The organism is Pseudoalteromonas luteoviolacea (assembly GCF_018100925.1).
Taxonomy (GTDB): Bacteria; Pseudomonadota; Gammaproteobacteria; order Enterobacterales; family Alteromonadaceae; genus Pseudoalteromonas; species Pseudoalteromonas obscura.
On sequence record NZ_JAGJEH010000015.1, the window covers coordinates 93,388 to 108,455 of the forward strand.

The following is a 15,068-nucleotide window of genomic DNA, read 5'->3' on the forward strand; positions in this document are numbered from 1 at the left end:
ACTAGTGAGCGATTTAAGATGGAATTAGTATGAGAATATTTTTGTTACTGCTGGTTTTTTTTGTATTTGCAAGCCATGCGAAGCCGATCACCTATTATTTTTCTCCCGATATAAAATTTGACCAAAGTATTACTAAACCTAATGAAGTTTTGGGTTATGAAGTGGGTGAATGGCATGTACGTCATGACCAGTTAGTCCACTACCTCACTTTACTTGCTAAGCAAAGTCCGAGGGTTAGCTTATCGACGATTGGCTACAGTCATGAGCAGCGTCCTTTATTGCAACTGGCAATCACCAGCCCTGCACAACAAGAAAAGTTAGAGTCATTGCGCGAAGCGCATCTGAACAGTTTAAAAGAGGGCGTAACATCATCTGATGCACCGAATGTAATATGGATGGGGTATAGCGTGCATGGCAATGAGCCGTCTGGTAGTAATGCCGCGATGCTGGTGGCCTACTATTTGGCAGCCGGACAGGGAGAGGAAGTTGAGCATATTTTGAAAAATAATATCATCTTGCTTGATCCTGCGATGAACCCAGATGGATTGGCACGCTTTGCCCATTGGGCGAACAGCCACAGAGGGCAAGCATTGTCGTCAGATCCTGCTCATCGGGAGCATGTTGAATCTTGGCCATCGGCGCGAACGAATCACTATTGGTTTGACTTAAACCGAGATTGGCTGTTGTTACAACACCCTGAATCTATTGCGCGAGTTACACAATTTCATCGTTGGAAGCCCACTGTACTCACCGACTTTCACGAGATGGGAACAAATAGCAGCTACTTTTTTCAGCCGGGGATCCCATCTAGAACCCATCCACTTACGCCAAAAAAGAACCAAACACTAACACACGCCCTAGCAAAGTATCATGCTCAAACATTAGATAAAGAGCGGCAACTATATTTTACTCAAGAGAGCTTTGATGACTTTTACATAGGTAAAGGTTCAACTTACCCAGACGTAAATGGCACGATTGGAATTTTATTTGAGCAAGCGAGTAGTAGGGGCCATTTACAAGAGTCTATTAACGGTGATTTATATTTTCATCGCACAATTAAGAATCAACTACTCACGTCATTGTCTACGTTTACTGGCGCTACAGCACATAAAGAAGCCTTAATGGCTTATCAAAGAAGTTTTTTTGCTGAAGCTGAGCGCCTAGCTAGTAAAGAAAAGTTCAAGGGGTATATTGTTGCAAAAGGAAAAGATACATATCGTTTTGAGCAATTTGCTGCTTTGCTTAAACGTCATCAAATCAATGCCTACCCTATAAATAAAGCCATCACGTTAGCCGACCATGAATATCAAGTTGGTGATTTATATATTCCTTTGCAGCAGCAACAATATCGTTTTATAAAGGCTGCTTTTTCTACGCAGACAGAGTTTGAAGACAACACCTTTTACGACGTGTCGGGGTGGACACTACCCTATGCATATGATTTGAATTTCACTATTGTTACGAGTAGTTGGGGGCTAAAGTATAGCCAATCTCCATGGGAGCCTGCACAGTCTAGTTTTTCCGAAGAGCAATTGTCCAATAGCTACGCTTTTGCCTTTGAGTGGCATCATTATTTAGCACCAAAACTACTCAATTTATTGTTGGCAGAAGGGTTTGAAGTTAGAGGAGCACTAAAATCTTTTACTGCGCAAACACAAACCGGGAAGCAATCTTTTTCCGCAGGTAGCATTGTGATCCCTGCTGGACTTCAAACACTGTCCAATTGGCAGGCTAAGTTAGTTGATATCGCAAATAAAACACAGATTCAACTATTCGCAATTGACACTGGTTTAACAGCGAGTGGAATAGACTTAGGCTCAAGATTAATGGCCCCAATTAAACAACCAAAAGCTTTGTTGGTTGGCGGCGAGGGCACAAGTCAATATGAAGTTGGAGAGATATGGTATCACTTAGACAGACATGTAAGCTTAGCCCCTACAATTGTCGAACAGCATCGTCTAGGTAAAATAGACCTCTCTCGATATACACATATTATCTTGGCAGACGGCCGTTATGATCGACTCACTAAACAGGCCAAGGCAGCAATATACTCATGGGTAAAAAGTGGTGGCATAATTTGGGGCCAAAAACGCGGCGCAAAGTGGTTAATCGATCAGCAACTGCTGAGCGTTGAAACGGTTTCAAAAACTGAAATGAAAGCATTGTTTAAGACAGATAATTTACCTTATTCGGAACGTGATGCACTGGCGGCAAAGCAGCGTATTGCTGGCGCAATCTTTCAAGCTGAAGTAGATGTAACTCATCCATTGGCATTTGGCTATGAAGATGGCACGCTGCCGCTTTTTAAAAATAGTACTTGGGTTATGAAACATAGCAGTAAGCCCTTTAGTACCGTACTGAAATATAGCAATGCTCCTTTGCTATCGGGATATGCACATGAAAAGAATGTTGCACAAATAGCTAATAGCAGCGCATTGGTTGCAAGGAAATATGGTAAAGGATTGGTGATTGCAATGACCGATAACCCGGTATTTCGCGGCTATTGGTACGGCACAAGTCGACTATTAAACAACGCATTATTTTTTGCAAGCAGTGTTGAATAGGCTTTCATAACTCAGTGATGCAGGTAGCGCATGCCCAGACGGATTGTGCGCCTGCTGACTTGCATAACGAGGCTATGGCATTGACTGTGGCACCGCTGGTGATCACATCATCAATGATTAAAATCCGCTTGTACTCTAACGTCTGTTTTAGATAAAACGCATGTTTGGCATTATTTTGTCGCGCACGTTTAGAGAGCGACACATGCGATGGCCTACTTTTTTTGCCAATGGTACTGAGGATATTAACATTGCACTGTTTTAGCATTGGTGCCCACATTTGATAAACTTGATTGTAGCCACGATAGATTAACCGGCTACTAGGTAAGGGGACGAGAATAACTCCATCAGCACAGATAAGGTTTTGCAAATTGAGCCTGCGCCACTGCGCGTCGATAATTTGTCTGAGTACCATAGTCGCTTGGCGACTGTGCTGGTATTTAACTTGTTTTACCCAAGTTGCAAGCTGTCCATGATACCAACCACAGGCGCTCAAACCGTCACAGTCTGGTAAATTAAACATGCGGTTTATATCGGGGCGCACCAGCAAGTTTTGATCAGCTTGGTCAAACAAAGGGAGTGCTTGATAACAGCTAGTGCATAAGCCGGGGTTTTCTATATAGCGTTGGCAAGATGCGCATTTTGCAGGGAAAAAGCTTTTTGTTAAAGCCTGTAGTAGTGACATTGCATTCATTCCTTGAAACGATATCATAGCGGTAATTTTGGCTCGAGGCGTATTAAAATGCAAAGTGAAATTGTGCTACTGCACGGTTGGGGAATGAATAAAGAAGTGTGGCAGCTTATTGGTGCTGCACTAAGTGACGCATTGGGAAAGCCTGTAAAAGCCCTTAATTTACCCGGTTTTGGCGGAGAACCGATGCCTGCAGACGCGTATTCATTAGATGTGATAGTAAAGTCATTGTCTAATCGAATTCAGTCAAACAGTATTGTGATTGGCTGGTCTTTGGGTGGTTTAGTGGCAACTAAATTAGCTACCTTATATCCAGAAAAAGTAGCCAGCCTCGTGCTAGTATCCTCAAATGCGCAGTTTTGCGAGAATGATGAATGGCCCGGTATTAAGGCGCAAGTTCTTGAGCAGTTTAAAGTACAGCTAGCAAAAAATAGCCGAAAAACAATAGAACGTTTTTTGGCGATACAAGCTATGGGTAGCGAACACGCCAAGGCAGATATCAAGCAACTGAAAGAGTTGTTGTTTTTGGCTCCTGAGCCGAATGATGCTGCACTCAGTGCAGGTTTAGACATTTTGCAAAACGTTGATCTAAGATCTGACTTTGCCAATCTGAAATGCCCGGTTTACGGTATTTTTGGTCGCTTAGATTCGTTAGTTCCTCAAAATGTTGCGGCTGAGCTTTCACTGATAAACCCGCAATTTAGCTATGAGATCTTACCAAAAGCATCTCACGCACCGTTTATTTCTCATCGAGATGATTTTATTAGTTACCTAAAATCAGTCCTTTAAAATATATTCACCCGCAAGGCGGCAAAAAATTGCCGCCTACACTTTATTTTGAACATAATATGAGCAATAATTAGGTTAGTGAAAAAGTAATTTGGAGTCTATTATGCCTATTGGAGACGTACTAAACGCAGGCGTTGAAGGTTTTAATCGTGCTCAACAAAATATTGAAAGAGCCTCTGCTGACATAAATCGTGCGACGATTGATCAGCAAAGTGATGAACAGTTGGCTCAGCAAAGGCAGCTTGAAGCAGCAAGACCTGAAGAGGCTGTTACGGCACCTGTTTCTCAACCACCGAGAATTGATGAATCATTAGTCAACTTAAAGGTGGAGGAGTTCAATGCTAAAGCAAATGCGCAGACGATTCAAACTGCTGATGAAGTGCTAGGAACTTTGATTGATATTAAAGTGTAAGTATGAACATCGTCACGCCTCAACCGGCGATTAACCTCAATACCGCAAACGTCTACACGGAAACGGCTAGACGAGATAATCAGCTGCGTGAAGTGATCCCAAAGCCCGCAGCAGTCCCCCCGCCTGCGACGGAAAATAAAGCACTCCAAGACAATGACAAGTCTCGCACCGCAGAACATGACTCGCAAGACACATACGATGCAAACGGGCAACTTAAAGACAGCAAATCTATCAATGAACGTGGCGACGAGAAAGGCGATGGGCAGAAAGAGAGCCAAGCTTCAGAAGAGGAACTTTCTGAACGTGAGCAAGCTCAACAGGAGCAGGACGAGCAACAATTAAAAGAGCTCAAAGATAGAGATCGCGAAGTCAAACTTCATGAGCAGGCCCATGCAAGAGTTGGTGGTCAATATGCTGGTGCACCGAGTTACGAATATCAACGAGGTCCAGACGGTAACAATTATGCCGTAGGCGGCCAAGTGATGATTGATGTGGCTCCTGTAGAAGGGGACCCACAGCAAACGATAGAAAAAATGCAAACTGTCAGAGCTGCCGCTTTGGCACCTGCTGAGCCTTCGGGAGCCGATAGAGCTATTGCTGCAGATGCAACCTCAAAAATAGCGACTGCACAGGCGGAGTTGGCAAAAAAATCTATCAGTGGCTCAGAAGAAGACAAAGCCTCGAGCGGGGTGCAAAAATTTCAAAATAGACGTTTGACCCAAGAAGGTGCAGCGCAGTCAGAACAGCCGGTATTGGAAAGAGCGAGATTGCAACAGGAAGCCGATCCATTTGCAGTTGCATTACCGATCGAGAGAGATCCTGAAATAGAGTCTAGAGCCCTGAGAATTGAAGGCTTTTATGGACAAATCACCAAACCCAATGAAGACGCACAGCTTTCAGTGACAGTATAAAGTGAGAATGTTTTTAATAGAAAAAGGAAGGGTTAACCCTTCCTTTTTTTGTTGGATAATAGTTACTTTTTCAATTTGGCGAACGCTTCAGCAAATGCATTACCCATAGCTGCATTGCCCTGATCGCGGCGGTTGCCTTTTGAGTTGTCGCGACGTTCAGGTTTACGGTTATGGTTTTGACCTGCTTTTTGCTGTGGCTTATTTTTATGCCCCTCAGCTTGTGACGGAGTGGCATCATTTAAGCGCATGGTAAAGCTAATGCGTTTTCTGTCTACATCTACTTCAATGACTTTTACTTTCACAATGTCGCCAGCTTTGACTACCTCACGAGGATCTGAAATAAACTTGTCGGTGATTGCTGAAATGTGAACAAGACCATCTTGGTGAACACCGACATCAACAAAGGCACCAAAGTTGGCAACGTTAGAGACTACGCCTTCAAGCACCATTCCAACTTTTAAATCAGATATTTTTTCCACACCTGCTTTAAATTGGGCGGTTTTAAACTCAGGTCGAGGATCTCGGCCTGGCTTATCTAGCTCAGCAATAATGTCAGTAACGGTAGGTAAGCCAAACTTTTCATCAACATAATCATTCGGAGTTAACTTTTTGAGTACGTCACTATTGCCTATTAAGCTCTGTAGCTCCAAACCGTTAGATTTAGATATTTGCTTAACCACTGGGTAAGCCTCTGGGTGAACCGCTGAAGCATCAAGTGGATCATCGCCATCTTGAATACGCAAGAAACCAGCTGCTTGTTCAAATGCTTTTGGACCTAAGCGCTCGACTTTTTTCAGCTGCTTTCGGTTGGCAAAAGATCCATTACTGTCTCGGTATTTGACGATATTGCTCGCCAAAGTTTTATTGAGTCCAGATACACGAGTGAGTAGAGGCACAGATGCTGTGTTAACATCAACGCCGACAGAGTTAACACAATCCTCTACTACAGCTGTAAGGGTTTGACCAAGCTGGCTTTGCGATACATCGTGCTGATATTGGCCGACACCGATTGATTTAGGTTCAATTTTAACGAGTTCGGCAAGTGGATCTTGTAATCGTCTAGCGATAGATACAGCACCGCGCAGTGAAACATCGAGCTCAGGGAATTCATTTGCAGCAAACTCTGATGCTGAATAGACAGATGCGCCAGCTTCACTGACCATGATTTTCGTTAAATTTAGATCCGAAGCTGCTTTTTGTACTTCGCCAGCAAGTTTATCGGTTTCTCGTGACGCAGTTCCATTACCAATGGCAATCAGTTGGACTTTGTGTTGGCGAGATAATTGCTCAATTGTGCGAATTGATTTTTCCCAATGGTTTTGGGGCGCATGTGGATAAATCGTGGTTGTAGAAAGTAATTTACCAGTCGAATCTACAATCGCGATCTTACAGCCAGTTCGCAAACCTGGATCAATACCCATGGTTACTTTCGGCCCAGCAGGCGCGGCCATTAACAGGTCTTGCAGGTTTTTAGCGAATACATCTATCGCACCACTTTCTGCTTTTTCTCTCAAAGAACCTAAGAACTCATTTTCAAGGTGTAGAGCTAATTTGATTTTCCAAGCCCATTGTACAACGACCATCAACCAATCACTGGCTTTGGCACCTTGTACTTTCAACCCATAATGATCTGCAATCATTTGAGCACAATATTGTTGATGATCTTGTGCCTCTGGCTCAGGGTTAATGGTTAATTGCAAAATACCTTCGTTTCGCGCTCTGAGCATGGCCAATGCGCGGTGCGAAGGTACTTTTGAAAGTGCTTCGTTATGCTCAAAATAGTCTCTGTATTTATTGCCCGCTTCTTCTTGCCCTTTAACCACGCGACTTTGCAATTGAGCATTGTCAGTGATGTGTTTTCTGAATTTAGCAAGTAACTTGGCATCTTCAGCAAAACGTTCCATTAAAATAAACTTAGCGCCTTCAAGTACGCTTTTTACATCGGTAAATCCGGCATCAGCATTGGTGAAGTCTTCTGCCATTTGCTCTGGCGATAAATTCGGATCCGCAAAAAGTTGATCGGCTAGCGGCTCTAAACCAGCTTCTATTGCAATTTGACCTTTGGTTCTGCGCTTCGGCTTATAGGGTAAATATAGGTCTTCAAGCTCAGTTTTACTGTTGGCTTGTGCAATATCACTGGCGAGTTGTGTTGACAGTTTGCCCTGCTCTTCGATTGTTTTGATGATAAATGAACGTCTTTCTTCTAATTCTCTTAAATATGAAAGGCGTTGCTCCAAAAGGCGCAGTTGAGAGTCATCTAAGCCACCAGTGGCTTCTTTACGATAACGGGCGATAAAGGGAACTGTTGCGCCCTCATCTAACAATGTGGTGGCTGCCAGCACTTGCTGTTCTGAGGCATTTAGCTCTTGGGCTAAACGAGCTGAGATGTTGCTCATGCAAAATCCTTATAAAGTTCAATTAGCTACGCTAAAAAATCTATTAAGCGTTGGGGGTTATCATACCATATTAGTGGTAAATTTATCAGGCCTGATATTCGATTCTATTGATATACCATTGTGCATCACCTTGAGGTGTTTTCACCATGAAATCATCATCGACTGATTTTCCGAGTAAAGCTCTGGCCATTGGCGAATCTATAGAAATATAGTCATTGCGCTCGTAAATTTCATCTGGCCCAACGATCCTGAAAAACTTAGTTTCCCCCTCGTCATTTTCTATTTCGACCCAAGCACCAAAATAGACTTTGCCAGCTTGTTGTGGGTCATATTCAATTACTTTTAAATCAGGTAAGCGTTTGCGTAAATATCTAACACGTCGATCTATCTGCCTAAGCAAGCGTTTGTTAAAGGTATAGTCGGCATTTTCGGAGCGATCTCCGAGACTGGCGGCCCAATTGACAATCTTTGTTATTTCAGGACGCTTTTCAAACCATAGGTGGTCGTGCTCTTGCTGCAGTTTTCGATACCCTTCGGGCGTAATTAAGTTTGTTTTCATAATGCAATATATCGGAAAAACCTATATAAGGTACGCGTGTTTAGATAACTGTAACGTTCAGTAACAATCTTATCAGTATGTTATGGTGTCTAAGGAGCTAAATTTCAATTATATTTAACCAATAGTTCAGTGATAACAAGAAGAATTCGATGGGAAATGAAACAACAAAAGTACTAGTCGTGGACGATGATATGAGATTACGCAGCTTACTAGAGCGTTATCTTGTTGAGCAAGGTTTTATTGTCCGAAGCGCTGCAAATGCCGAGCAGATGGACAGGTTACTGGAAAGAGAAAATTTTCACTTAATGGTTTTAGACCTCATGTTGCCAGGAGAAGACGGACTTTCTATTTGTCGCCGCCTCAGACAAAAAGAGAATGAAATTCCTATAGTCATGTTGACTGCCAAAGGGGATGAAGTAGACCGTATTATCGGCTTAGAGTTGGGGGCTGATGACTATCTACCAAAACCTTTCAACCCGAGAGAATTATTGGCCCGCATCAAGGCAGTTTTACGAAGAAAAACGAAAGAAGTACCCGGTGCGCCTGCCGCGGAAGAAAACGAAGTTGAATTTGGCATATTTAAATTGAACTTGGCCACCCGTGAAATGCAAAAAGGGGACGAAACGATTGCGCTTACCAGTGGTGAGTTTGCTGTATTAAAAGCATTGGTCAGTCACCCTAGGGAACCTCTGAGCCGAGACAAACTAATGAATTTAGCACGTGGTCGTGACTATAGTGCATTGGAGCGGAGTATCGATGTACAAGTCTCCCGACTGCGCAGAATGATAGAAGAAGATGCATCAAACCCAAGGTATATACAAACGGTTTGGGGACTTGGATATGTGTTTGTGCCTGATGGCGAAAAGTAATGAGCATTTTTCCTCGTAGTGCTTTTGGTCAGACTGTTTTTTTTGTTGCGGCATTGCTATTAATCAATCAGATTGTCTCTTATATTACGGTGACACTGTATGTGTTTAAACCGACTTTTGAGCAAGTAAATTTGATGCTTGCCAAGCAGGTCAAAACGGTGTTTATTGACTGGGAAGAGGGAGTTGAAGTCGACACTGCGTTATCGAATAAATTTTTTGAGATAACGGGGATCGATGTCATGACGCAAAAAGAGGCTTATCGAAATGGTTTGGGGCAAGCGCGTGAGTACAGTTTGCTCTCTCGTAGCATGTCAGAACAACTAAATGGTTCAGCACGCGTGCGGATCAGTCAAGGAGATCCTATCGTTTATTGGGTTGAAGCTCCTCAGGCTCCTGGGTATTGGGTTCGAGTCCCGTTGACAGGGTTTTCTGAGACCAAGCTAGAGTTTTTGGTGTTCTACTTATCTAGCATTGGTTTTTTAAGTGTTTTAGGTGGGTGGCTTTTTGCTCGGCATTTAAATAGACCCCTGCGAGCTCTGCAAACCGCAGCAAGTAGAGTTGGGGTTGGTGATTTTTCGACCCGGCTTGTTGAGCAGGGATCTACAGAGGTTATTGAGGTCACAAAGGCGTTTAACCAAATGTCAAAGGGGATAGCTGAATTAGAAAGTGATAGACGGCTTCTAATGGCGGGTGTCTCTCATGATTTGCGCACACCTTTAACTCGGATCAGATTAGCAACGGAAATGATGTCTGATGAGGATGAATATCTCAAAGAGGGCATTATTGACGATATTGAAGATATGAACGCGATTATTGATCAGTTTATTGAATATCTTCGACACCATAGTAGTGGTGAAATGCACTTAGAAAACGTCAATACTTTGGTGGAAGAGGTGGTCCATGCGGAGCAGCAACATAAGCGGGTGATCAACCTGTGCTTAGCAGAGGGTACTCCTTGGGTTGTGGCTAATCACGTCGCTTTAAAGCGTGTATTAACGAATATGATTGAAAACGCCATCAAGTATTCAGAAGGTGAAATTGACGTCCACACTGAGTTAGACCCCAAAAATAAAGTGATGGTTATCCAAGTGAAAGATAGGGGACCGGGGATCCCTGAGTCTGAGCTAGAATCCGTATTTGAACCGTTTAAGCAGGGCGATCAAGCTAGAGGCTCAGATGGTAGCGGATTAGGTTTGGCAATTATCAAACGAATTGTTGCAACACATGGCGGCAAAGTTTCTTTGAGAAACCGGGCCGAAGGAGGGTTGTCTGCAGAAGTTGCCCTACCACTCGCTAAAAAGTAATTTAATTTTTCTATCATATAGCTTGGTATTTTGCCAAGCTTACCCCCCTTGAATCACACGTATATCAAACAACACAGTCATGCTGAGTGTAAAACTAAGCGCTTTGTAGAGCAGTTCTTCACTGATAGCAATACCGAATGTCAATTTTAACTGCCCCCAATGGTTTGCAGTAGCGTGGAGTGCTCAACGTCAAAGCATTTAATTACTGAGAGAGGAGAGATGAACGCGACAGTTTCATTACTTAATTTGCTTCTTAATGGTGCAATGCCTTAGCCAATTACCAAGCTGCGGACATAAAAAAACGCCCAACGAGGGGCGCCTTTGATAAAGGAAAAGGTAATGCTTAACCGCGAGGACCAGCTGACTTGATTGCGTCAGATACGTCGTATTTCTCGAAGTTAGCTTTAAAGTCTGCCGCTAGTTTAGCCGCGTACTCTGCATACTTGTCTTTATCTTCCCATGTATTGACAGGGTTAAGTAGTTTTTCATCTACACCTTCAACAGCAACAGGAATATCTAAGTTAAGTGCTTCGATGTGTTGTGTTTCAACACCTTCTAGCGTGTCATTAACGATTGCGTCGATAACTGCACGTGTCGTAGGGATATCAAAACGCTTACCTACACCGTAAGGACCACCAGTCCAGCCAGTATTTACAAGGTATACTTTTGCTCCAAACTCACGAACACGCTTCATCAGAAGCTCGGCATAAACACCTGCTGGACGTGGGAAGAATGGCGCACCAAAACACGTAGAGAATGTAGATTCGATATCAGATGTTGAACCAATTTCTGTTGAACCAACTTTTGCAGTGTAACCACTTAGGAAATGGTAAGCTGCTGCTTCTTCTGACAGGATAGATACTGGAGGCAGTACACCACTTACGTCACAAGTTAGGAAAACAACTGCGCGAGGCTCGCCTGCACGGTTTTCAACTTTACGCTTCTCAACGTGCTCTAATGGGTAAGCTGCACGTGTGTTCTGTGTAAGGCTTGTATCGGCAAAATCAGGTACACGATTTTCATCAAGTACAACGTTTTCCAAAATTGTACCAAACTTAATGGCGTTCCAGATTACAGGTTCATTCTTTTTAGATAGGTCGATACATTTTGCATAACAACCGCCTTCAATATTGAAAACGCTGCCAGGTGCCCAGCCATGCTCATCATCACCGATAAGGAAACGTTTAGGGTCTGCAGAAAGTGTAGTTTTACCAGTACCTGATAAACCAAAGAACAATGTCGTGTCGCCTTGCTCACCAACGTTTGCACTACAGTGCATAGGTAAAACACCTTTTGCTGGTAACAAGAAGTTCTGAACAGAGAACATCGACTTTTTCATTTCACCGGCGTAATGCATACCTGCGATTAGCACTTTGCGCTCTGCAAAGTTGATAATAACTGTACCGTCACTGTTTGTGCCATCACGCTCAGGGTCACATACAAATGAAGGAACATTCATTACCTGCCATTGGGGTAAATCAGCTGCATTGTATTTGCTAGGTTCGATAAACATGTTTTTAGCAAAAATATGATGCCAAGCAGTTTCAGTCGTAACGACTACTGGTAAATAGTGCTCAGGATCTGAACCAACTTCTAAGTGAGAGACAAAGTGGTCGTTGCTGTGTACGTGTGCTTCTACACGAGCCCAAAGAGCATCAAATTTTTCGGCATCGAATGGACGGTTTACGTTACCCCATTGGATGTCATTTTGAGTGCTTGGCTCTTGAACGATAAAGCGATCGTTAGGAGAGCGACCTGTACGGCGGCCTGTTTTTGCTACAAAAGCTCCATTCGCTGCTAAAGTCCCTTCACCACGCGAGATAGCGTGTTCGACAAGTTCAGCTGCAGTTAAATCGACAAAACGAGTAGCGCTTGAAGTCATGTTTATACCTAAATGTGAGAATTGAACGGGATAGCTCTGGTTATTAAGTACCTAAAGCTTGAATTCATACTAACAGAAGCATTTGAGATATTCGAGCCCTAAAGGGGGCAGAAATTGCAATTTTTTGACAAAAAAACTGAATAATTTCAATGATACCGGTGTCATAAAATTTGCCATCTTGATGACACCGGTATCATTTTTTTGCAAACAAAAAGCCGCCAAAATGGCGGCTTTAATTCGAATGCGTAGGATGTACCTTATTTAATTAAAAATAGATTTGATGTCCTGTTCGCTAAAGCGGTAATCAGTTAAGCAATAGTGACAGCTAAGTTTTACTTCACCATGTTGCTCCACATCTTCCAAAAGTGCTTGTTGCCCAACATTAACTAGTGCACTAATGGTCTTTTCTCGGCTACAGCCACAGACAAAATTGACTTCTTGTGGCTCGAATAATTGAGGGTTGTCTTCATGATATAAGCGTGTCAACACAGTTTGTGCGTCTAACGTTAATAATTCATCTTCTTTAATTGTGTCACTTAACGCCTCGAGGTGCTCGAAATCACTTTGAGACTTTTCTTTGTTGACTGGCAAAACTTGCAAAAAGAGACCTGCTGCTTTTACTGAGTCTTGGCTAATTTGTGTCGCAAACCACAGTCGCGTCTTTAATTGCTCAGATTGGACAAAATAATCTTCAAGACATTTTGCTAAGGAATCTGAAGTAAGAGGAACCACGCCTTGGTATCTTTCGCCTTTTTCGGGGGATATCGTAATGATCATGTGACCCTTGCCGATTAGGTCACTAATACCCGAACCGGTGATTTCACCTTCAACGCGTGCGATTCCACGCATATTTTGTTGGTGGTTACCATTGATAACAGCATACTTCACAGGGCCGTCCCCTTGAAGTTGCACTGCAATATCCCCTTCAAACTTAAGTGTTGCAGTCAGTAAACTTGAGGCGACTAATAGCTCACCTAACAAAGTTTGCACTTCTACTGGGTAGTTGTGACCAGCAACAATATCCTTCAGTGTATGCTCGACTTGGACTAATTCACCTCGTACGTCGAGATCATCAAAAATATAGCGATGAAGTAAATCTTGTTTCATCTATGAGACCCTAATTTGATTTTAACTTAAGCAGCTCACGGCGCTGCTTTTTATCTGGCTTGTGCTCCGGGCGCGGTGCGAAGAAACTATTGTTTTTTCTAGCTATGGCATTTTGAGCCCGCTTTTCAATGCTTTCAGCCGACTCTTCGTATAGAGTTTGGGCAATTGGAGCGGCTTGGCGTTTGTCCATTAACTTTAAAACGGTGATGTGTTTTTCATCGTGACCCTGAGCGAGTTCTATGGTGGCACCGACATCTACATGACGGCTTGGTTTGCATCTTTGTCCATTATATCTGACTTTGCCACCTTGGATCATTTCACGGGCTATTGTGCGCGTTTTATAAAAGCGCGCAGCCCAAAGCCATTTGTCCAATCTGACTTTTGAATCATCTTGGTTGTTTTCTGGATTGACTTTTGTCACAATTCTTTAACTACGTTGGCGTCTTGCTCGATGGTGAAATTTATCATATTTTAACCGTCAAAAAAAGCATACCGCCCGATAGGTCAAGGAATGGCATATGAAGAGGAGTTGAACAAATGGTTAATACTGTGTTCATGTTACTCATGTCATATCTTGTACCGATTTAATTTAAAGTTTCACATTTGGGCGCTTGTTGAATCGAAATCTAAACGGTACACTGAGGCGCTTAATAGAATAAGAACAGTCTCATTAAAGAATTTTATATGGAATTACAAATACAACAGTTACAGAAAATATTACAAGGCTTGCCCCACGCTAAGCTTAGTCGTGCAGTGGTGTTCTTAGCTGTTGTATATATTGCATTTTTACTCTCTCAACTATTCTGGTTACTTTTCCCCAAACCTGACAGTGCGCCGTTAGATATTGCGCCTCATCAAGCCCAAAGCAGTGCACAAACTGTCAGTAGTGCAACCATTCTTGCACAAAACATTTTTGGCAAAGCCAATGAGAAGCCGAAAGAAGCTGAAAAGCCTAAACCCGTTATCTCAAATGCACCTGAAACTCGCTTAAATGTGAAGTTAACGGGGATTGTTGCGATTAGTAAAAATGACAGTGCAGGACTTGCAATTATTGAATCCCAAGGTCGTCAGGAAACTTATTTAGTGCAAGATGTGGTGAAAGGCACTCGAGCTAAGCTCGCTCAGGTGTTACCTGATCGCGTCATTTTAGACGTCAGCGGCCGATTTGAAACCTTGATGTTGGACGGGCTGGAGTTCACGCAAAAAGTGGCGATGCCAACAACGACTAAACGCAAGGCAGAACCAAAGAGCCGTATCAGTGATGAAACGCGTTCTGAGCTTGCTCAGCGTCGCCAAGAGCTGTTAAATGAGCCTGGTAAGCTATTTGATTACATAAGAATTTCGCCAGAACGTCGCAATGGTCAACTTGTTGGTTATCGTTTGCGTCCTGGTAAAGATCCTCAGCTTTTCGCGAAGATGGGTCTAAAAAATAACGATCTGGCCATTGCGATAAATGGTTATCAACTCACGGATATGAAACAGGCTATGTCGGCAATGAACGAACTCAGAGAGAGTACGGATGCCAACATAACTATCGAACGCGATGGCCGCACTTTAGATGTGCAATTCAGCCTGTAAAAGACACTA

General features: G+C 43.0%; 13 protein-coding genes. 7 read left to right on the forward strand and 6 right to left on the reverse strand.

Translation table 11 applies throughout. The annotated features are described in order from the left end of the window. Positions 1-29: 29 nt before the first annotated feature. Positions 30-2,564 (forward strand): M14 metallopeptidase family protein, encoded by a 2,535-nt coding sequence (locus J8M00_RS24605; RefSeq protein ID WP_211013045.1) that lies wholly within the window; start codon positions 30-32, stop codon positions 2,562-2,564. 4 nt (positions 2,565-2,568) lie between these two features. Here J8M00_RS24605 and J8M00_RS24610 read toward each other — a convergent pair whose 3' ends face one another. After that, the gene (locus J8M00_RS24610) at positions 2,569-3,246 is read right to left on the reverse strand and encodes a ComF family protein (RefSeq protein ID WP_211013046.1); all 678 of its coding nucleotides are present in this window, start codon (positions 3,244-3,246) and stop codon (positions 2,569-2,571) included. Between the two features lie 57 nt (positions 3,247-3,303). Between J8M00_RS24610 and bioH the strand changes: the two genes are divergently transcribed. The 3 genes from bioH (at position 3,304) to J8M00_RS24625 (ending at position 5,364) form a co-directional block, all read left to right on the forward strand. Then, positions 3,304-4,041, forward strand: coding sequence for a pimeloyl-ACP methyl ester esterase BioH (gene bioH / locus J8M00_RS24615; RefSeq protein WP_211013047.1), 738 nt, complete (start codon positions 3,304-3,306; stop codon positions 4,039-4,041). A 103-nt stretch (positions 4,042-4,144) separates the two neighbouring features. Then, positions 4,145-4,453 carry a hypothetical protein gene (locus J8M00_RS24620; protein WP_023400668.1) on the forward strand — a complete coding sequence of 103 codons (309 nt, stop codon included), beginning with the start codon at positions 4,145-4,147 and terminating at the stop codon, positions 4,451-4,453. Positions 4,454-4,455: 2 nt separating this feature from the next. Next, positions 4,456-5,364: a putative metalloprotease CJM1_0395 family protein gene (locus tag J8M00_RS24625; protein ID WP_211013048.1), complete on the forward strand. Its 909-nt coding sequence runs from the start codon at positions 4,456-4,458 to the stop codon at positions 5,362-5,364. Between the two features lie 62 nt (positions 5,365-5,426). Here the strand turns inward: J8M00_RS24625 and J8M00_RS24630 are convergent, their stop codons facing one another. Next, on the reverse strand, positions 5,427-7,760 hold the full coding sequence (locus tag J8M00_RS24630) for a Tex family protein (RefSeq protein WP_211013049.1): 2,334 nt from the start codon (positions 7,758-7,760) through the stop codon (positions 5,427-5,429). 85 nt (positions 7,761-7,845) lie between these two features. Next, a complete protein-coding gene (gene greB / locus J8M00_RS24635; protein ID WP_023400665.1) occupies positions 7,846-8,319 on the reverse strand; it encodes a transcription elongation factor GreB in 474 nt (157 codons plus the stop codon). Between the two features lie 149 nt (positions 8,320-8,468). Here greB and ompR point away from each other — a divergent pair, with 149 nt between their 5' ends. Beyond that, positions 8,469-9,188, forward strand: coding sequence for an osmolarity response regulator transcription factor OmpR (gene ompR, locus J8M00_RS24640; RefSeq protein ID WP_023400664.1), 720 nt, complete (start codon positions 8,469-8,471; stop codon positions 9,186-9,188). Next, positions 9,188-10,492, forward strand: coding sequence for a two-component system sensor histidine kinase EnvZ (gene envZ / locus J8M00_RS24645; RefSeq protein ID WP_211013050.1), 1,305 nt, complete (start codon positions 9,188-9,190; stop codon positions 10,490-10,492). Before ompR ends, envZ begins: the two co-directional genes overlap by 1 nt. Before the next feature lie 343 nt (positions 10,493-10,835). On the opposite strand, the gene J8M00_RS24650 is transcribed toward envZ, so the two are convergent. The 3 genes from J8M00_RS24650 to hslR all read right to left on the reverse strand — a co-directional run bounded on the left by J8M00_RS24650 (position 10,836) and on the right by hslR (position 13,902). Continuing rightward, complete coding sequence (locus J8M00_RS24650) at positions 10,836-12,374, reverse strand: phosphoenolpyruvate carboxykinase (RefSeq protein WP_211013051.1); 1,539 nt, start codon at positions 12,372-12,374, stop codon at positions 10,836-10,838. 261 nt (positions 12,375-12,635) lie between these two features. After that, complete coding sequence (hslO, locus tag J8M00_RS24655) at positions 12,636-13,481, reverse strand: Hsp33 family molecular chaperone HslO (RefSeq protein WP_211013052.1); 846 nt, start codon at positions 13,479-13,481, stop codon at positions 12,636-12,638. Positions 13,482-13,491: 10 nt separating this feature from the next. Further along, the gene (gene hslR / locus J8M00_RS24660; RefSeq protein ID WP_211013053.1) at positions 13,492-13,902 is read right to left on the reverse strand and encodes a ribosome-associated heat shock protein Hsp15; all 411 of its coding nucleotides are present in this window, start codon (positions 13,900-13,902) and stop codon (positions 13,492-13,494) included. A gap of 263 nt (positions 13,903-14,165) precedes the next feature. On the opposite strand from hslR, the gene gspC reads away from it, so the two are divergent. Next, positions 14,166-15,059 (forward strand): type II secretion system protein GspC, encoded by an 894-nt coding sequence (gene gspC, locus J8M00_RS24665; protein WP_211013054.1) that lies wholly within the window; start codon positions 14,166-14,168, stop codon positions 15,057-15,059. Positions 15,060-15,068: the final 9 nt, after the last annotated feature.